General features: G+C 59.3%; 21 protein-coding genes. 3 read left to right on the plus strand and 18 right to left on the minus strand.

The window, feature by feature from the left end:
* Positions 1-13: 13 nt before the first annotated feature.
* The 18 genes from CLV87_RS13280 to CLV87_RS13365 all read right to left on the minus strand — a co-directional run bounded on the left by CLV87_RS13280 (position 14) and on the right by CLV87_RS13365 (position 14430).
* Positions 14-304, minus strand: a complete 291-nt coding sequence (locus CLV87_RS13280) for a DUF7742 family protein (RefSeq protein WP_099246039.1) — start codon at positions 302-304, stop codon at positions 14-16.
* Positions 301-4242, minus strand: a complete 3942-nt coding sequence (locus CLV87_RS13285; protein WP_099246041.1) for a baseplate multidomain protein megatron — start codon at positions 4240-4242, stop codon at positions 301-303. Before CLV87_RS13285 ends, CLV87_RS13280 begins: the two co-directional genes overlap by 4 nt.
* Positions 4242-4688 carry an NlpC/P60 family protein gene (locus tag CLV87_RS13290; RefSeq protein WP_099246043.1) on the minus strand — a complete coding sequence of 149 codons (447 nt, stop codon included), beginning with the start codon at positions 4686-4688 and terminating at the stop codon, positions 4242-4244. The genes CLV87_RS13285 and CLV87_RS13290 overlap by 1 nt, the downstream gene beginning before the upstream one ends.
* Positions 4685-5569, minus strand: coding sequence for a DUF2163 domain-containing protein (locus tag CLV87_RS13295; RefSeq protein WP_099246045.1), 885 nt, complete (start codon positions 5567-5569; stop codon positions 4685-4687). Before CLV87_RS13295 ends, CLV87_RS13290 begins: the two co-directional genes overlap by 4 nt.
* Complete coding sequence (locus CLV87_RS13300) at positions 5569-6201, minus strand: DUF2460 domain-containing protein (RefSeq protein WP_099246047.1); 633 nt, start codon at positions 6199-6201, stop codon at positions 5569-5571. The genes CLV87_RS13295 and CLV87_RS13300 overlap by 1 nt, the downstream gene beginning before the upstream one ends.
* Before the next feature lie 12 nt (positions 6202-6213).
* Entirely contained in the window at positions 6214-6876 is a 663-nt protein-coding gene (locus CLV87_RS13305; protein ID WP_099246049.1) for a phage tail tape measure protein, read from the minus strand.
* Complete coding sequence (locus tag CLV87_RS13310) at positions 6863-7087, minus strand: rcc01693 family protein (RefSeq protein WP_099246051.1); 225 nt, start codon at positions 7085-7087, stop codon at positions 6863-6865. The genes CLV87_RS13305 and CLV87_RS13310 overlap by 14 nt, the downstream gene beginning before the upstream one ends.
* On the minus strand, positions 7074-7406 hold the full coding sequence (locus CLV87_RS13315; protein WP_099246053.1) for a gene transfer agent family protein: 333 nt from the start codon (positions 7404-7406) through the stop codon (positions 7074-7076). Before CLV87_RS13315 ends, CLV87_RS13310 begins: the two co-directional genes overlap by 14 nt.
* On the minus strand, positions 7406-7828 hold the full coding sequence (locus CLV87_RS13320; RefSeq protein ID WP_099246055.1) for a phage major tail protein, TP901-1 family: 423 nt from the start codon (positions 7826-7828) through the stop codon (positions 7406-7408). The genes CLV87_RS13315 and CLV87_RS13320 overlap by 1 nt, the downstream gene beginning before the upstream one ends.
* Before the next feature lie 24 nt (positions 7829-7852).
* A complete protein-coding gene (locus CLV87_RS13325) occupies positions 7853-8260 on the minus strand; it encodes a DUF3168 domain-containing protein (protein WP_099246057.1) in 408 nt (135 codons plus the stop codon).
* Positions 8257-8595, minus strand: coding sequence for a head-tail adaptor protein (locus CLV87_RS13330; protein WP_099246059.1), 339 nt, complete (start codon positions 8593-8595; stop codon positions 8257-8259). The genes CLV87_RS13325 and CLV87_RS13330 overlap by 4 nt, the downstream gene beginning before the upstream one ends.
* Positions 8592-9185 carry a head-tail connector protein gene (locus CLV87_RS13335; protein WP_099246062.1) on the minus strand — a complete coding sequence of 198 codons (594 nt, stop codon included), beginning with the start codon at positions 9183-9185 and terminating at the stop codon, positions 8592-8594. The genes CLV87_RS13330 and CLV87_RS13335 overlap by 4 nt, the downstream gene beginning before the upstream one ends.
* Before the next feature lie 170 nt (positions 9186-9355).
* The gene (locus CLV87_RS13340) at positions 9356-10534 is read right to left on the minus strand and encodes a phage major capsid protein (protein ID WP_099247757.1); all 1179 of its coding nucleotides are present in this window, start codon (positions 10532-10534) and stop codon (positions 9356-9358) included.
* Positions 10535-10561: 27 nt separating this feature from the next.
* Positions 10562-11104, minus strand: coding sequence for an HK97 family phage prohead protease (locus CLV87_RS13345; protein ID WP_099247755.1), 543 nt, complete (start codon positions 11102-11104; stop codon positions 10562-10564).
* Between the two features lie 22 nt (positions 11105-11126).
* The gene (locus CLV87_RS13350) at positions 11127-11342 is read right to left on the minus strand and encodes a GTA head formation protein, RCAP_rcc01685 family (protein ID WP_166652753.1); all 216 of its coding nucleotides are present in this window, start codon (positions 11340-11342) and stop codon (positions 11127-11129) included.
* Between the two features lies 1 nt (position 11343).
* Positions 11344-12546 carry a phage portal protein gene (locus tag CLV87_RS13355; RefSeq protein ID WP_099246066.1) on the minus strand — a complete coding sequence of 401 codons (1203 nt, stop codon included), beginning with the start codon at positions 12544-12546 and terminating at the stop codon, positions 11344-11346.
* Between the two features lie 239 nt (positions 12547-12785).
* A complete protein-coding gene (locus CLV87_RS13360) occupies positions 12786-14132 on the minus strand; it encodes a DNA-packaging protein (RefSeq protein ID WP_099246068.1) in 1347 nt (448 codons plus the stop codon).
* The gene (locus CLV87_RS13365; RefSeq protein ID WP_133840781.1) at positions 14068-14430 is read right to left on the minus strand and encodes a hypothetical protein; all 363 of its coding nucleotides are present in this window, start codon (positions 14428-14430) and stop codon (positions 14068-14070) included. Before CLV87_RS13365 ends, CLV87_RS13360 begins: the two co-directional genes overlap by 65 nt.
* A gap of 327 nt (positions 14431-14757) precedes the next feature.
* Between CLV87_RS13365 and CLV87_RS13370 the strand changes: the two genes are divergently transcribed.
* The 3 genes from CLV87_RS13370 to CLV87_RS13380 are packed head-to-tail and all read left to right on the plus strand — an operon-like array spanning position 14758 to position 17106.
* Positions 14758-15957 (plus strand): pyridoxal phosphate-dependent aminotransferase, encoded by a 1200-nt coding sequence (locus CLV87_RS13370; RefSeq protein ID WP_099246072.1) that lies wholly within the window; start codon positions 14758-14760, stop codon positions 15955-15957.
* Positions 15947-16762 (plus strand): isocitrate lyase/PEP mutase family protein, encoded by an 816-nt coding sequence (locus CLV87_RS13375; protein WP_235871926.1) that lies wholly within the window; start codon positions 15947-15949, stop codon positions 16760-16762. Before CLV87_RS13370 ends, CLV87_RS13375 begins: the two co-directional genes overlap by 11 nt.
* Positions 16759-17106, plus strand: coding sequence for a TfoX/Sxy family protein (locus CLV87_RS13380; RefSeq protein ID WP_099246076.1), 348 nt, complete (start codon positions 16759-16761; stop codon positions 17104-17106). Before CLV87_RS13375 ends, CLV87_RS13380 begins: the two co-directional genes overlap by 4 nt.
* Positions 17107-17162 lie beyond the last annotated feature (56 nt).

A 17162-nucleotide genomic window follows, 5' to 3' on the forward strand; every position in this document is an offset into this window, starting at 1 on the left:
AATTTAAATCTGTTCAGGAAACCGGGCGGCGCTGATCCATCAGCGCCTGAAAAATGTGGAACCGGCAGTCCAGAAAATCAGGGTCGTCCAGACGCGGTTCGCGTGCCAAAGGACGCATCATTGCCGCCGCCATGAGGGTGCCATTGCCGAACAAGGCATGGGCTTTGCGAAACCTTTTGCGGTAGCGATCGGCGGCCTGCGCCTCTTTGATGAGGCGCAAAGCCACTGATTTTCGGCTGCCCGGCGGCAGGGGCAACAAGGCCCGCGCCGCCGCGCTTATATCTCCGGGAAGAACCGGTCTCATGCGGTGTGACCAATCTGAGCAAAAGGCCCTGGCCCGAAACGCGCCGAGAGTTGTGCGACGTGAAGGCTGTAAGCACCTGAAAGGCCATCCTCGATTTGCATTTCCGCCGTGTACAGCCATTCCGGCTGCGGAACCTGTGTTTCGCGTAAAACGGTCTCGCCTTGCTGGACGCGCACCAGATAAGCCTCGCTGTCTTCGCCCAACGGGATTTCCAACCCGTCCCAATCATCGCCGTCAATGCGGCTGCGGCGGATCCAGGACAGCGCGACATCGCCAGCTGCGTCCTGCACGGCCAGATGGACAGGGCTATAGGGGCGCAAGCCGATGCCATCAAAGGCTTGTTCCGTGTGCACATAGGTCGAGTCGTCCAATGACCGCTGAGCAGGTCCAATGCGGTAGTGACGCGAGACACGCCGCTGCGCCGCAGCCAATTCGATCTGCGAAGGTGCTCCGTCCAGCATGACAACAATCGAGCCGGCGGGCCATTCGCTTGGCATGATGCCGTCAGACCCGGCTTGCCCCCGTAAACGGTGCGAAATTTGCCACCGGTTCTCGTCCAGCAAGGCCACATCGCGGAACTGAATAACTTCCCAGTTGCCCGAACTGCCATCCCCGATTGCCATCAGGTTGGCCCCGGAAAGGAGCGCCTCATCGGTGACAGATTGCAATTCGCCCGAGATCAATCGGATGTCCAAAGGTGCACCACGATCGATCACACCGGCCTGCGCGGCGGTCAAAGGCGTTTCGGTCACGCCAATGATCGACTGGGCCGCCAGAATGCTGTTCAAACCATAATCGGCATCGATGGAGCTGTCATAAACCGCCACGGATCCCGGCCAATTCTGCGCGGTTGCGGCCAGATGAGGCGCATGGTCGACCTCATTACCGGACAGCAAAGGCAGATCCAGGAACACAGGCGTGACCGGACCAACCGCCGTGTAGGGTCGCAGACCTGAGCTTTCATCGGTGTAATCCGCAGGCTCGTAAATGTCTGGCTCGATCCGAACCGCATCGACGATTTGATGATCCATCACATCAACGCGGTCAATCCGTGCCAGGGTCGGGCCAGACTTGGATGGCAAGCGCACAATGTCACCGGCCCCTAGTTCCAGCTTGGAAGGTGGCAGAGCAAAACGCAGCGTATCGCGGGCGACCCGCGCCTCAGACAACCAGCGTTCGGCAGTGCGCAAACCTTCGCCCCGCGTCATGGCCTGCGCCAGCTCCGTCTCTGCAACAGCATGGGTTTCATCATCCGGCAAGATCGCCTCTTCGGTCGCAACCTGGTGATCTCCATCGGTTTCGATAAAGCGGACACGAACACGACCGGACATTTCGGCTTCGCCTGCGCGAGTTTCGCTCAGGTCACCTTCGATTTCCGAACTGATCACCAGATCGGAATAATCGATATCGACCGGCTTCAACCCATTGCGCATCCGGAACACCAGAACACCATCGCGCTCAATCGCGTCGAAACCATGGGACAGCATTAAGGATTGCAGCGACCGCCGCGCATCCGTCACGTTCGGTTCTACAAAGCCGCGCACGACGCCGTGAAGTTCGGTTGTATCAATACGATACAGATCCGCTCGGGCACAGATTTCCGCAACGACCGAGGCCAAAGACCGCGCTGCCATACGACCGTTAAGCCAGTGGCCACGGCGATAGTTTGGCCCGTCGCTCCACAGCTCGCTATTGCCAGGGAACCAGGGGAACGGGCGTGCATCCCATGCCCAGACAAAGGCATGATCCATATCCAACATGGGCGCGTCATAGACCTCGGAGACCGGGTTATTATCGGTCTCGGACCAATAGCCGATCATCGCCTTCAGGTATTGGCGCTGGATATATTCGTCCCGCAACCCATTGGAATAATGCGGCAATGAGGATTCCGACGACTTCGGATCAAGGAACTTGTTGGGCTGGTTGGTGCCCTTGTCTATCGCAGCGCAGCCCAGTTCGGTGAACCAGATCGGTTTTGATTGCGGCAACCACGCGGTGGGTGTCGCATTGCGCACGCCACCGACACGCTCGTGATGGGCATTACCCCACCAGTTGCGAATATCCTTGTAGCGCCAGACCCAAGGCTCACCATATGCGCCATCGGTAATGGGTGCACGCCGCTGCACCTCGCGCGCTTCGGGCGAGTCGTAGTACCAGTCATAACCTTCGCCGCCTTCGATATTGGCGCGCAAGTAGTCAAGGTTATAGGTGGTTCCCCAATCCGCGTCCGCGTGATCATCACCCTCGCGCCAATCCGCGATTGGCATGTAGTTGTCGATGCCGATAAAATCGATGTTCACATCCGCCCAAAGCGGATCAAGATGGAAATACAGATCGCCCGACCCATCCTGTGGATGGTAGCCGAAATACTCGGACCAATCCGCTGCATAGCCGATTTTCACCTCTGGCCCCAGGATAGCACGACATTCTGCCACCAACGAAATCAGCTGCGCAACCGCAGGGAAACCGCTCGCGCCGCGGATCTGTGTCAGCCCACGCATTTCGGAACCAATACAGAAAGACTCCACATTGCCCGCCACCTGACACAGCATTGCCTGATGCAGGATAAAGCGGCGGTAGCTCCACTCCGCAGGGCCGGAGTAAGTGATGGTTTCACCATCGGTCCCAAAATCAGACGCGCTGGCCGTGCCAAAGAATGCCGCCACCTCAGAATCTGCCACAGCTGTCTGATCCGGTGAGCCATCTTGACCCGGTGCCTTGGACAGCGTGATCCGCCCGCGCCAAGGCAGAACGGCCTGATCATCCGCATCAGACCAAGGGTCAGGCAGACCATTGCCTGCCAACTGATCCATCAGGATAAATGGATAATACATCACCTTTTGGCCCTGAGCCGCCATGCGTCGAATGGATTGAATAACCGATTGATCGGTTGGTGTGCCGCCATAGACGACTTTGTCATCGACTTGCGGCACCAGCTGCGCCGACGCACGGGTGGCCCCGCTGACACGCCACGGCATGTCCTCGGAATCAAACTCGTTCTGTTCAACCTTGGGCTGGATTTCACATTGGCCACAACGCAAGTCGCTGCCAAACCAGCTCACCACCAAAGACGCGGCTCCGCAATTGGGGAGGTCATCCTCAAGCTGTGCCAAGGCAGTATTGAAATCCGGCTCGTCGGATGGCGAATTCACATTCACCACCCCCTTGGAAGAAGGAGCCGGCAAACCTCCAAATGGTCCGGAGCCACCTTCCCAATAGGTCAAATAAACCGGATCGGTGGCCAAAGCGTATTCACCGGTTCCCGGAATCATGGCAACGCCCTTGATCGCCAAAGGCACATCCGCCTCGTCCTGCAATTCTGGACGAGTGACCTCAAAACTGAATTGGGGAACGCGGTTGCCGAAGCGGCTCAGCTGCAGATCCTGGAACACGACATAGGCGGTGCCGCGATAGGCGGGCACCCGCCCCGCGCCTTCAACGGCCTCCATGGTCGGGTCCGGCATTTGATCATCGGACCCGGTATAGACCTGCATATTCAGATCCTTGAGGGCAACCTCAGTGCCGTCCGCCCAAACGCGGTTAACACCGGTAATCTCACCCTCGCACAGCGCGACGGCCAGGCTCAGGGAATAGCTATATTCCTTGACCTCAGGCTGAGGAGGCGCGCCTTTACCGCCGCCACCGGATTTCTTGACATTCTCTTTGAACTCGGTTGACCAGATCACATGACCGCCAACCCGCATCCGGCCATAGACCTGTGCAATCGGAGCGCCATCACCCGCACCGCTAAGACGGAATCGTTCAATCCGCCCCATTTCAATGGCTTCAGACCCCTGCCCCAACAGCCGTTGGTCAATGCGACGCCCGATAGAGGCCCCGAGAAAGCGACCAACCGCCGTCATGGACAGCCCCAGAACAGAGCCACCGATTGAGCTGCCAATTGCCGCGCCTGCGGCAGAGAGAAGAATTGTCGCCATTACTCGATCTCCGTAGGTAGGGCAAAGCGCGCAACAATGCGCCTTTCCCAGGATGCGCCAAGGGCGCTTTCAACCACCCCATGCCCGCTATAGGCATGGATAAATGAGGCACGGTCGCTGCTCTCGGTTTTCACATCGGCCTGAATGCCAACATGTTTGGCCACGCTGCCTTCGCGCATGCGAAACAGCAAAATATCACCGGGTGCAGCATCCTGTTTGTGCTTGGGTTTCAAATGGCGCAGGGCGGCCTGCCAAAGCCGCTCTTCGCCCTGTGGCTCCGACCAATCCATGGAATAGGCGGGAACCTGTTCCGGCTCGTCCCCAATGACATCTCGCCAAACACCGCGCAAAAGACCCAGGCAATCGCTGCCCGCCCCCTTGCACGAGGCTTGGTGAACATAAGGGGTTCCAATCCATTCTCTGGCAGTCGCCACGATCTTGTTCATCGTCTGCTCCCACCGGCCGTGTTTTTGGCGACTGTTGGATGAACAGTGATCCAGTCCTCTTCGGGAATGTCCGGAAACCCCTGATAGTTCAGCAGGTTGTTGAACTTGAGGCGACAAGTCTCCATGCGCTTGTCGCACCCGGCCGAGATCCGCACCGTATCACCGACACTGACAGCAAGGCGCAGCGGCTCCCAAATGTCGAGCATACGTTGATCCCCGACCTGCCGATCGCGCTTGATCGAACCGCTCAAACCAGCAGCCTCACCTGTGAGGATCTCGATCCGACCGCGCTGAAACCAGTTCGCTTCAAAACCCGTCATACCCTCAAGGGCAAAGACGCGGTTGTCCTCGCTTGAGACCAGGGCTCCCTCAAAGAAATAGCCCGGCGTATCCAGGTCAAAGGCACACCCCTTACCGCCCAAAACGGCAGAACACGGTTTTTGGTAGCTGCGACCAATCGGACGGCCCAGGGCTTCGGTCAACCCGCGCAATTCGGCATGAAAGGCACCGCTTCCGCGCCGGATCTCACCGATCTCTCCGCGAAACATGATGCGACGCGCCGAAACATCCGCCCAGTTGACCAGCCAGGCTATGACCTCGGCCCCGTCGAACCGGCCAGCCGCAATATCCTCTTCCTTGATGGCGGCATCGCTCAGGCCACCCATGGCCTCGGTATTGTCCACGGACAGACCGGTCGCCTGTTGCAACGCCTTGGCGGACAGGCCGGTATCCGCCTTGAAGGTATAGCCTTCAAAGGAGAGATCCCGGTCATGATCTGTAAAGCCAAAGATCGTGCCATCTTTGCGGATCACCGCCCAGGTTCGGCAGACAGAGCCGACCCCGGTTTGCAAATGATCATGAAGTGCATCAGCGCCAGACATCAGACCCGCACCTCCACAACCGGCACATCCGGCACCTGACCCGCTTTGAAGCTGGCGACCGAGACATTGATCCGGTCCGTGTCAAAACGCACAGGCACGTCGAATTCGAATCCGGCAGAAATTTCGACACCGTCCAGCGGAACCTCGTCAAAGGTGATGATCCCGGTATCCACATCGATCTCGAAATGAACGCCTTCGCGACGCTCTACATCTTGCACAGCGGCAATCACCGAACCGGCAACGGGTTTCGTGATCGGGCGCGCATAGGTCACGCCACCCGAGGTATAGTTCTTGATCAGCTGAAAGCTGCGCGAGACACCGTCGCCATAGGCGATCACCTGATCCCCCATCGCAACAGGGCGCGACGGAGCCGAGGATTTGTAATCCGCCCAGTCTTTCCAACGAAAGCCATAGACCTGCCCCTGACGCGCTTCAAAAAAGGCGATCAGCGCTTCGACATCATCCAAGGACCGCAGCCCCAGACCCGCGTCATAGCGACGGCGCGAATGCGCCCAGGGGGTGTTGCGCTCTTCGTGACCGCTGGTCAGTTGAACGATATCCGTGCGGCGTTCCGGTCCGCCAATGGACCCAAAGCTCAGATCCGCCGGAAAACGAATTTCATGAAACGACATTTTACCCTCCAATCAGCGATTGCGAGCGCCATGACTCAGCGCGCGACCCATCTGGGCAGCGATCTGGCTTTGGCTGCGTTGGAACCCCTGCACATCCGGGGTTTGAATATTCATAACGATGCTGACCGGCTGACCACCGCCCTGCGCGCGCACGCCCAGTTTGCCATCAGCACCACGTGTCAGCGGCATAATCGCCTCTGGCCCGGCTTCGCCCATCAGCCCTATGCCACCCCGCATCGGAAAGGTCACCGGACCGCTGACAATACCTCCATTGGCAAAGGGCATAACGCGCCCCTGCGCAAAGCTGCCGCCATCTGCAAAGGGCGAATAGGTGCCAAACAAGGCCGACGCGCCTTGGGCAATCATCCCGCCGATGTGATCAGAGACCGGGCGCACAGCCGCTTTCCAGGCCGCGTCAATCATGGAATTGGCAACCACACGCAGCGCGTCAGACAGTTTCATCCCATCCAGCACAACCCCGTCAATCGCCTTGGCAACGCCAGAACTCAACGAGCGTTCAAGCTTGGCAGCACCCTGCCCCACTTGCCCAAAGCTGTTTTGAACCCGACGCAGCTCCTGATCAAACTGCGCCGCGACGCCAATCGCCCCGCCAAGCGAGTTTTCCAAGGCATCGACCTGTTCCTGCAAGCCATCGATCATCTCAATCTCGCTCATTTCGGAGCATCTCCTTTTCCTGCGGCGCTGTCACATCCGGGAACGCATCCATCAGCTTGTTCAGCTGTGACCGCCCCATCGGTTGTCCGCCCTCGCCCTCACCCAGCAACATTTGCAACTCCGCCGGGGTCAGGTCCCAAAACTCTCGGGGGCGCAGGCCAAGCCCGCGCATCCCAGCACGCATCAATACAGGCCAATCAAACCCCTTCATCCGCCTGCTCCGGCATCATGAAGGCCCGCGCGAGCAGCTCTGCCGCTGCTTTGGTGGCTGCCATAGGCCCACCAGCGATCTCGGCATTGACGAGATCTCTGGCCTGCCCCTGCCAACCACCACCGCGCAATCCGGCCACGATCAGCGCCAGCACGTCGCGCGTGCTAAAGCCGCCTTGTTCAAACCGCTGCACCAGATCCACCAAAGATCCGCTCTCCAGCTGGGCTTCGAGCTCAGCCAAAGCCCCCAGTGTCAGCCGCATGAGGTGACGCTCGCCATCTATGGTCAGCGCCACCTCCCCCCTCCACGGATTGCCCATCAGACCACAGGCACCGCGATAAAGTTCAGCTCGCCGGCCGAGGCCAGGGAGACCTCGTAGGTCGCTTCACCGTTATGCGAGCCGGCATATTCGATGCTGGTCACCTGGAACGCGCCTTCAACCGTGCCAAAATCAGGAATGATCACCTGGAAATCCGGCGTTTCACCGTCAAAGAAGATCTGGCGCGCACGCTCGTCGGTTTGGGCATCCTTGAAGACGCCAGAGCCAGAGATATTGGCAGATTTGACACCGGCGCCTGCCAGCAGTTCACGCCAGCCGCCTTGGCTTTCCAGCGTGGTCACATCAACCTGCTCAGCGTTAAAACTGACGCGGGTGGCACGCAGCCCCGCCATTGTTTCGAACGAACCGTCACCGGTCAGATCCACTTTGACCAAAAGGTCCTTGCCGTTTTGAGCACCCATTGCACTACTCCGTTTTGAAAAGGGTCAATTGTCTTCCACGCGGGCGCGGAAAGTGAGGTCGATCCGGCGCAGCCCGCCGGTCTCGCGTGTTGCCTTGGCCTTGCGGAACCACATCCCGACCAGCTGGCCACGGGTCAGGGTCAGTTCCGCTTCATGCAGAACATCACTGATCGCACCGGCCGCCTGTTTGGCCGTGAGAAAGCCGGCAATTTCAGTCACCACCGAGATGACGAATTCATGCCAGGCCCCGGCATCCGTCCCATCCCCGGCCTCTGTCGCCGTTTCCGGGCCAAGCGCCACATAGGTCTGTGGCAAGGTCCCAGTGGGCAGCGCGTCAAAGATATTGTCGCCGACCAGGGTCTCCAGGGTCGTATCAGCCTGCAGCGCTGCATAAACAGCTGTCTGCAAAGCCCCAGATACTGCGTAACTCATGTGGCTAGTTCCTCTTCACAATGACAAATCAGGTAGAAACCCTTGGGTTCGTCTTCGGTCACCGCTTCGATGCGAAACACCCGCGCGCCCGAGCGGAACCTTTGACCAGCGGCGGGACGGTTGGATTGCCCCTGCGGCGCACCGCGCACCTTGATGACAAAGGCATGGACCGAGACCGCCCCCGCTTCGCCTTCGCGCACCCGACCGGTACGGGGTTTGATCTGCCCCCAAAGCGTGCCGACCGGCTGCCAGGTTTCCTCGAAACCGCCCGAGCCATCATCGACCCGCACAATGGTTTCCAGCACCAGCTGTCTGTTCAAATGCGGCCGTCTCATCCGCCGATCCCCACGCGCACCGGACGGTAGCGGGCAATCAGGCTGGACACGCCAAAGGGCATGCATCCCTGGGCCAACGCGGTTTCGTCGCGATATTCATAGTAATGGGCCGCTAACAGAAACACCGCTTGGGCCAAATCGCTCGGAATGCTTTCAAAGGTCGGACCATAGCCCGCATCAAAGCGCACATGCACCGATCCGTTTGTCGGAATGCGCGGCAAAGCCACGGCAGTCGGCATCAGACGCGGGTCAAAATTGTCTTGCTCCAGGTGGTAATCTTCGACCGGAACGATCTCGACATTGCCCAGCCGATCAACCAGCAGAACATCGGAAATGTGGGTGACAGGTGCCAGCGGAAGGATCTGCCCTTCGGGGTTCTGCCAACGTGGATACTTGGCCGTGTAGGCCCGGGTGATCAAAGACTTGCCCGTCTGGGATTCAATCGCAGCCATGGCCGCCCGCAGGAACGAGCCCAACACGGCGTCTTGCACATCGTCTTCGGCAAAGCCGCTGCCCAGACGCAAATGCCGTTTCAGGGCGTCAATTGGCAACGCCGCTTCGGCGACCTGAGTTTCTTCCACCAACATCATGTTTCTTCTCCGAAATCGCTAGGCTATTCCCAACCCTTTGCCCAAGCCCCCCGCATGTGACGGGCGCGCGCCGCCCACGCTGCACGGGCGGAGGGGGACTGCTGGACACCATCGGCTGCGCGCGCCCTGTGAACGGCGGGGCGACCCCGCCGCTCATCTCGTGGCTACGCTCAGACCGCGCAACGCAGCAGCTTGATCGCTGCAAAGTCGCTGACATCGCCACCAACGCGCTTGGAGGCATAGAACAGCACATGCGGCTTGGCGCTGAACGGATCGCGCAGCACGCGCAGATCAGGACGCTCAGCAATGGTGTAACCGGCACCAAAGTCACCAAAGGCAACAGGCGTGGTGTCGGTGCCAATGTCAGGCATGTCCTCGGAAATCAGCACAGGGTAACCCAGCAGACGCGCCGGTTCCTGAGCAGCCAGGCCATCGGCCCACAGGTGGCGGCCATCCGCATCCTTCAGCTTGCGCAGCGCGCCCGCGGTCTTGGAGTTCAGGACAAAGCTCGCACCGGCGCGGTATTCCGCACCCAGCGCATAGACCAGGTCAATCAGCGCATCGCCATCACCAATGGTGTCTGCAACGCCAGAGACCACGTAACCCAGATTGCCCCAGGCCCAGCTGTCATCAGCAACAATGGTGTGGTTCAGGAAACCGCGCGGCTTGTCGACACCGTCACCATTCACAAACGCAGCCGCTTCGGCGCGGGCGAATTTGTCAGCGACACGACCGGCCAGCCAGGTTTCCACGTCAAAGGCGGAATCGTCCAGCAGACGCTGAGATATCTTGGGCATCGCGTTCAGCTCATAGAGCGGGATCGAGATACGCTCGATGGTCGGCGTGCCGGTTTCGGCGGTCGACGACACTTCATCAGCCCAGCCAGCGCCGGTGTCATTCTGGTCGATCAGAACGTCAAAGGATGTCGCCTCGACATTCACAACGTTTGAGATTGCACGGATCGACGCGGTGGCGTCCAGAGTGGATTTGATGGTTTCCGAAGTCACCGGATCAACCAGATAACCACCATCGGAATTCACGGCCGTGGACATGGCCTTGCCTTCCAGCTCCAGGCCACGCAGGCCGTCATCTTCGCCAGAACGCAGATAGGCGTCGAAAGCCTTCTGATGGGGGGCGTCAACCTCTGCATGGGTCGACAATACGGGACGTGCCGCAACGGCAGATTTGTGATCAAGCATGGTCAGTCGCTCTTCCTGTTTGTGAAGCTTCTCTTGAAGGTCGGCCTGCAAGGCCTTGAAATCCCCAATCAGTCCCGCCATCGCGGCACTCACCCGGGCGACCGGAGGCATATCTTCCCCGGTCCGAGACTTGGTCTCGGCTGTACTCATGTGTTTCATCCTCATGAGTGGCGCGGCTCAACCGCCCGCCAGGTTACGACGGGCATCCTCAAGGACATCCGCCAACTCTCCCCAATGATCGGCGTCCGGCTCTTCGGCCTTGGCCGCCACTCGGGCACTGGGCAGCATCGGAAAGGTCACCAGCGACACTTCCCAAAGCTCCAGTTCGTTCAAGAGCCGCTGGCCCTTGTCATTCTTGCTCGCCTTCACGGTGCGATAACCGATGGACAGCCCATCAATTGCGCCCGCTTCGATCAGCGCAGCCGCCTCGCGGCCCTTTTCAACGCTGTCCAGCAAACGGCCTTTGACATACAGCCCGCGCTCATCTTCGCGCACTTCGTCCCAGATCCCGATGGGTTGGGCCGGGTCATGCTGCCACAGCATTTTCACCGCGCGATTGTCCGCTTCGAGCTTTTTCAAGGACCGCGTATAGGCCCCTTTGCTCACCACATCGCCCCCCTGATCACAGGTGCCAAACAACGAGGCATAGCCCTCGATCTTGGTGCCCTCGACCACGGTGATATCCGCGTCAAAGCGGCAGAACTTGTGTTCCAAATCCATGTTCTGTCCTTTCATCTCGCGCTCAGGGCGCCGTATTGATCAAACTCTGGAAAGCCTCGGCCAGGATCACCCCGGCAACGCCGTAAACCGTCAACCAAAGCCGCTTTTCCAACCGCTCCATCAGCAGCTCGATCCGGGCGAATTTGTCGTTCATCGCATCGATCTGTAGCTTGCTGACCCGCTCATGCGCCTCCAGCCGCATGGCCGGTGCACAGGCAAAGGGCTCCTTTACGCGCATCTCACTCACCCGCATCGCCCTCGGGCAGCGCTGGCAGACCCAACAACTGGCGTTTCTCTGCATGTGTGAGGAACTCAGCCGCAGCCACACGGTTCCATTGTGCATCGCGCTCACTGGCAAGTGCGGGAACCTGGTCCATATCTGGTTTCAGCTGCAATTCTTCACCAACAAAGCTGGACAGCCAACGCCCGACCGACGCCGAAACCTTGCTCGCCAATGGCAGGACGGTCTGGCGATAAAACGCCCGCTGTGCCTCGGCATAATTGGCAAAGGTCGCCTCACCGGGAATACCAAGCAGCATTGGCGGCACACCAAAGGCAGTCGCGATCTCGCGCGCGGCAGCTTCCTTGGTTTTCAGGAATTCCATATCGCTAGGCGAAAAGCCCATGGGCTTCCAATCCAGCCCACCTTCCAGCAACATGGGACGTCCCGCATTGCGCGCGCCTTGATGCATGCTTTCCATTTCATGGGTCAGGCGGTCGAACTGTTCCGGGCTCAACTGACCCTGCCCTTCTGCCCCTTTCCAGACAATCGCCCCGCTCGGACGCGCAGCATTGTCCAGCAACCCCTTGGTCCAGCGGCTGGCAGAATTGTGCACATCCACCGCCTGGGCCGCCGCCTGAAGCGGGGACAAACCGTAATGATCATCCTGTGGGTGGAAATTCTTGATATGACAGACCTGAGACACCGGCCCAGTCACATTGAAACGATGTTTGCGCCCGCCAACACTGTATTCATAAGCGACCGGCCAGCCATCTGCCCCCGGCACCACGCGCATCCGATCAGAACGCAGTACATGCAGCTCAAAGGGAACACCTTGCTCGCCCGATACCGCCTCGACATAGCCATCACCCGACAGCAACATCTGACCATAGAGCGCCTCAAAGAAATCCGCGCGCCCCTGAGCGGGGTTCGGCCCGGCAATCAGTTTGAGCACCGGATGCTCCGCATAGCGCATATCCGCATCCTGCAACACCAAAGGCAGAGCAGCCGCGGCTTCGGCAATCAGCTTGACCGCGCGAAACCCGACCGGGTTCCCGGCAAAGGCCTGCTTGGTCAGCGATGCCGTATCCCGAGGCGACCAGGCCACGCGCCCGCCGCTCATCTGTGCAACCAGACGACCTGTGGCCGAAGCCTTGGCTTCTGGTGCCGCAGTCTGAGCCGCATTCGGGGCCTGCGCCCGCCGCAGAAAATCGAATACCATGCTGTTAGCTCCTTTTCCTTGGCGGACATGGGCCGGGCAAGCCGTCTTTGTTCAGGAAAACGCCTCGCGCCGCCCTGTGCCCGGTCATTGCCCGGTGTCACGTCCAGTGAATCTCGTTTCAAAGGTTGCCCTTCGTCTTGAAAAGCAACTTAGGTTTTTAGGTTTAAAGCCTTCTGACAATACCGTGCGCAGCTAACGCAACGCTCAGAGCGTTGTTTCAAAAGGCTTTTCGGTGAACATCAAAACCGAATGGCCCGAATCTTTGGCTCTTTCTGTTTAGACCCCTCCAGCATCAGCTCGCTCAGCGCCCAAACGCAGGCATCCACCCGGTCCGGGCTGCCCGAGCCTTCAAAACCGGCATGGGTCATCAAGCACATCTGCGCCTCAAGCTGGTCCAAGCCGCGCGCATGCCTCACCCGCCCCTGTTCATAAAGCGCAGCAATGGGCTCCGCCCGTGCGACCTTGCCGCGCGATGCATGAACCGATTTCACCGGAAGCATCGGATCAACCTGGCGCAGCATCTCTGCAACCATGTCACCGCCCTGATTGACCTCCGCGACCACCCGGTCCGCCTCCCAAAGCTTGGCCGCATCAACCACCGCCTGCGCCCATTGCAAGGGCGAGGCTCCCTGAACACTGGCATCCTCCAACACATAGGCGCGCCAATCCTTGGGTGGGCCATCCTGCACGACGCCAGCCACAACAATCCCGCATTCATCGCTGCTCTTGCTGGATTTCGCCGGCGGGTCGACCGCCACAATGATACGCGTCATCTCGGGCGTCTTGCCCATGCGCGCTTCGTCAAACATCTCACGGGTCCACAACGCGCCATCAATCTCTTCCACAAGGATACCGTCCAATTCCTGCAGCCCCATGGCGGACCCGGCATAGCGCGCGCGCACCTCTTCTAGGAAAGACTTGGCCAGATTGGCCGCATTGGCCTCTGTCGCCGCGCGTGTCACCACGGTTGAAGGCAGCTCCAGCAACTCCTTCAACACCTCGACATTCCTCGGGGTCGTGGTCACGCAAACCTGAGGATGCTCCCCCAACCGCAAACCAAATTGCAGCATGTCCCAGGTTTCCCGCGCCTTCTTCCACTTTGCCAGCTCATCCACCCAGGCCCCATCAAATTGCGGCCCGCGCAACCCTTCGGCGTCATGGGCCGAAAACGCCATGGTCTCCGCCCCATTGGGCCAGACCAGGCACCGGCGGGAGGCCACCCATTTCGGTTTCCGATCCGGCGGCGTACAGGCCATGATCCCGCTATCGCCATAGATCATCACCTCGCGCACCTGATCAAAGGTCTCCCCCACCAGCGCCAATCGCCGACATTTGCCTTTGCTTAAAGGCCGCGATCCCTCGACCATGCTGCGCACCCATTCCGCCCCGGCGCGCGTCTTGCCAGCGCCGCGCCCGCCTAGAATGACCCAGGATCGCCAATCCCCCTCAGGCGGCAATTGATGCTCATGCGCCCAGAACTCAAACAAAAAGGGGAGCGCAATGCGCTCCCCGATCGATAGCTCATTCAGAAACCTCTTCCTCACATCCACAGGGGCGGAGGCGAGCCAGACGGCACCCGATTTCATGTCTTGCGGCATCAAGGTCGAGTCCGTACTCGCCTGTGATTTCGCTTTCCTTTCGCCTGATCGCTTCAATTTCACACTCCGTTTCACGGGCTGCCCTGAGCCAATATTTCACATCCCCCAGCACCTTGCCGGAGTCGCCTTTCCTATCTGGGTCTCCTTCCCTGACTCTGGCCCTGAGCTCGTGCAGCTCGGTGGTCAGGTCATTGAGCGTTGCCGCGATTTCATCGCGTTGTTGTTTGAGCCGCTCAATCTCTGCTCTGGCCCGGATAAGCACCGGATCGTCTTTTTCATTTTCCATGCTCGACACCTTTCTTGCCTGTAAGGTTGCCCCCTCCAGGGTGCAGGGCATGAAAAAACGGCCACCGGCTTTTGACCGGGGCCGCTGTCATACCTCGTCCAGCATGTCATAAACACTACTTTGGACCGTTCGCTGGGTCAATCGGGGCACCGAACGCTGCCCCCTCACAGTCTTCATATCCGTAAACAAAGTGTAACCAATACAATACGATGCTTGCGCCGGGAACCAATGCTCTGCCATCACTAGGACAGGATGCATTGATTTACCGTCACCGGCGTTAAATCAATGCATCCTGACCCTACCTGTATCTGAAAAACGGAGAGCCTGATGGCGAAATTGTCAGACCGTATCACCTCCATCACTGGCGGCGGTTCCGATGGATGGGAGGTGTTTTACCGCGCCCGCCGCATGGTTGCAGCTGGCGAGACCGTGACCGAACTCACCATTGGTGAACATGACGTTCTGACCGATGAAACAATCCTCGACGCCATGCATCGCTCCGCCAAAGGCGGACACACCGGATACGCCATGGTGCCTGGCGTTGCTGCGCTTCGTCAGGCCGTTGCCGATCGGCTCACCAAACGCACTGGCGTCCCAACCAAACCTGACAACATCCTGATCACGCCCGGCGGTCAATCGGCTCTGTTTTCGGCCCATATGGCGGTTTGCAACCCCGGCGACACTGCGCTTTATGTTGATCCGTATTACGCCACTTACCCCGGCACCATCCGCGCCGCCTCCGCGATTCCACATGCGATTGAAACCCGCTCGCGCGATGCGTTCCTCCCAGATCCAGAACTTGTTTCCGAAACCGCACGCGCCCATAAGGCGCGCTCGCTTCTGATCAACTCCCCCAATAACCCAACCGGCACCGTCTACCCCCGCACCACATTAGAAGGCATCGCCAAGGCCTGTATCGACAATGACATGTGGCTGATTTCGGACGAGGTTTACGACACGCAAATCTGGCAAGGCGACCATCTCAGCCCGCGCGCCCTGCCTAGTATGGTTGAACGCACGTTGATGATCGGGTCCTTTTCCAAAAGCCATGCGATGACCGGCTCTCGGATCGGATGGATTGCCGCGCCCGAAGAGGTCATCACAAAACTCATCGACCTGGCGACCTCCACCACCTATGGCGTGCCCGGCTATATCCAGGACGCTGCGCTTTTCGCATTGCAACAGGGCGAGCCGCTTGAAGAGAAAATCGCCGCCCCCTTCCGGCGTCGCCGCGATCTCATGCGCGAGATCCTCGCCGAGCAAAGCGCGGTCAAAGCGATCCCGTCCAACGGAGCCATGTATACGATGCTGGACGTGCGCGCGACGGGCCTCTCTGGTCTCGACTTCGCCCAAGCACTTTTGACCAAACACAAAATCGCCGTAATGCCGGGCGAGAGCTTTGGCAATTCAGCTGCGGGCCATGTGCGCGTTGCCTTGACCGTCGCTGATGACAAACTGTCAGATTCCGTCAGGACCCTCTGTCAGTTTGCGCATGATCTATCCAAGGAGACTTCCTGTGCCTCATGATCCCGGCCCCGCCTTTCGCGCCCTGCATATCCCCGGCGATCCGTTCATCCTGGCTAATGCCTGGGATATCGGTTCCGCCAAAATGCTGGCTGCCCTCGGCGCACAAGCCATCGCAACCTCGTCTGCCGCCCACGCCTTTACGCTTGGCCGCCCGGATATGGGCACCGTCACCCGCGACGAAGCGCTATCCCACGCCTCAGATCTGGTTGCAGCCGTCTCCGTGCCAGTATCGGGCGATTTCGAAAACGGCTTTGGCGAAGCCCCGGAAACATGCGCAGAAACAGTCCGCCTGTCTTGCGAGGCAGGCTTGGCAGGGATCTCCATCGAAGACACCGCTCTACCAGACGAAACCCCGTACGAATTTGACCTTTCAGTCGACCGCATTCGCGCCGCCGCTGCCGCGGCGCGCGCCTTACCCCGCGATTTCGTCCTCGTTGCGCGTGCCGATGGTGTCATGAACGGGCAATACGACCTGGCAGAAGCAATCAAACGCATCCAGGCCTACGAGGCCGCCGGAGCTGACTGCGTTTATATTCCCCTCCCGCCTAATTTCGGCGACCTCGCAACCATTTGCGCCGCCACATCTCTCCCGGTCAACGCGTTGGCCGCTGGCCAATTTGCCGCGCATAGCCGGGCCGAGTTTGCCAAATCCGGCGTGGCGCGGATATCCTTGGGCTCTGCCCTCGCCCGTGCCACTCATAAGGTCATTCACGACACCGCAACACAAATGTTCACCGACGGTGATTTCTCGTCTCTAACCAAGGGCATTTCAGGGGATGTCATCGACGCCTTGTTGACCAAATGACCGGAACGCCAATCACCAGCATTCGCAATCTCGGCCCCGCCGTGGAGCAAGCCTTGCACCGGGCGGGCATTCCGGATGCCGAAACCCTGCGCGATATTGGCGCACATGAAGCCTATCGCCGTTTGCTGAAAACCGGAACGAAACCGCATTTTATCGGGTACTACGTCCTGCATATGGGACTTCAAGGTCGCCCTTGGAACGATTGTAAAGGCAAGGAAAAATCCGATTTACGCAAGAAATTCGACGCTCTGAAATCCGAAGTCGAGCCAGACGTTCTTGTCGGAATTGAAAGAGAATTGGATTTAATTGGCGTGATTCCGCGTCGCAGACCACAGTCTCCTTAACCGCTCTTTAGGTCACCCTGCGCCATGGTCGCCTCAATCTACATTTGAGGTTCGCC

The organism is Pelagimonas phthalicica (genome assembly GCF_004364805.1).
Taxonomy (GTDB): domain Bacteria; phylum Pseudomonadota; class Alphaproteobacteria; order Rhodobacterales; family Rhodobacteraceae; genus Pelagimonas; species Pelagimonas phthalicica.

Excerpts from the sequence above, each read along its gene's own strand:
- CLV87_RS13305 (WP_099246049.1), bottom strand. The coding sequence starts at position 6,876 with ATGAGCGAGATTGAGATGATCGATGGCTTGCAGGAACAGGTCGATGCC.
- CLV87_RS13310 (WP_099246051.1), bottom strand. The coding sequence starts at position 7,087 with ATGAAGGGGTTTGATTGGCCTGTATTGATGCGTGCTGGGATGCGCGGG.
- CLV87_RS13350 (WP_166652753.1), bottom strand. The coding sequence starts at position 11,342 with ATGCGCGTAAAGGAGCCCTTTGCCTGTGCACCGGCCATGCGGCTGGAG.
- CLV87_RS13285 (WP_099246041.1), bottom strand. The coding sequence starts at position 4,242 with ATGGCGACAATTCTTCTCTCTGCCGCAGGCGCGGCAATTGGCAGCTCA.
- CLV87_RS13300 (WP_099246047.1), bottom strand. The coding sequence starts at position 6,201 with ATGTCGTTTCATGAAATTCGTTTTCCGGCGGATCTGAGCTTTGGGTCC.
- CLV87_RS13330 (WP_099246059.1), bottom strand. The coding sequence starts at position 8,595 with ATGAGACGGCCGCATTTGAACAGACAGCTGGTGCTGGAAACCATTGTG.
- CLV87_RS13295 (WP_099246045.1), bottom strand. The coding sequence starts at position 5,569 with ATGTCTGGCGCTGATGCACTTCATGATCATTTGCAAACCGGGGTCGGC.
- CLV87_RS13315 (WP_099246053.1), bottom strand. The coding sequence starts at position 7,406 with ATGGGCAATCCGTGGAGGGGGGAGGTGGCGCTGACCATAGATGGCGAG.
- CLV87_RS13325 (WP_099246057.1), bottom strand. The coding sequence starts at position 8,260 with ATGAGTTACGCAGTATCTGGGGCTTTGCAGACAGCTGTTTATGCAGCG.
- CLV87_RS13335 (WP_099246062.1), bottom strand. The coding sequence starts at position 9,185 with ATGATGTTGGTGGAAGAAACTCAGGTCGCCGAAGCGGCGTTGCCAATT.
- CLV87_RS13340 (WP_099247757.1), bottom strand. The coding sequence starts at position 10,534 with ATGAGTACAGCCGAGACCAAGTCTCGGACCGGGGAAGATATGCCTCCG.
- CLV87_RS13360 (WP_099246068.1), bottom strand. The coding sequence starts at position 14,132 with ATGAAATCGGGTGCCGTCTGGCTCGCCTCCGCCCCTGTGGATGTGAGG.
- CLV87_RS13380 (WP_099246076.1), top strand. The coding sequence starts at position 16,759 with ATGACCGGAACGCCAATCACCAGCATTCGCAATCTCGGCCCCGCCGTG.
- CLV87_RS13320 (WP_099246055.1), bottom strand. The coding sequence starts at position 7,828 with ATGGGTGCTCAAAACGGCAAGGACCTTTTGGTCAAAGTGGATCTGACC.
- CLV87_RS13280 (WP_099246039.1), bottom strand. The coding sequence starts at position 304 with ATGAGACCGGTTCTTCCCGGAGATATAAGCGCGGCGGCGCGGGCCTTG.
- CLV87_RS13290 (WP_099246043.1), bottom strand. The coding sequence starts at position 4,688 with ATGAACAAGATCGTGGCGACTGCCAGAGAATGGATTGGAACCCCTTAT.
- CLV87_RS13370 (WP_099246072.1), top strand. The coding sequence starts at position 14,758 with ATGGCGAAATTGTCAGACCGTATCACCTCCATCACTGGCGGCGGTTCC.
- CLV87_RS13355 (WP_099246066.1), bottom strand. The coding sequence starts at position 12,546 with ATGGTATTCGATTTTCTGCGGCGGGCGCAGGCCCCGAATGCGGCTCAG.
- CLV87_RS13345 (WP_099247755.1), bottom strand. The coding sequence starts at position 11,104 with ATGGATTTGGAACACAAGTTCTGCCGCTTTGACGCGGATATCACCGTG.
- CLV87_RS13365 (WP_133840781.1), bottom strand. The coding sequence starts at position 14,430 with ATGGAAAATGAAAAAGACGATCCGGTGCTTATCCGGGCCAGAGCAGAG.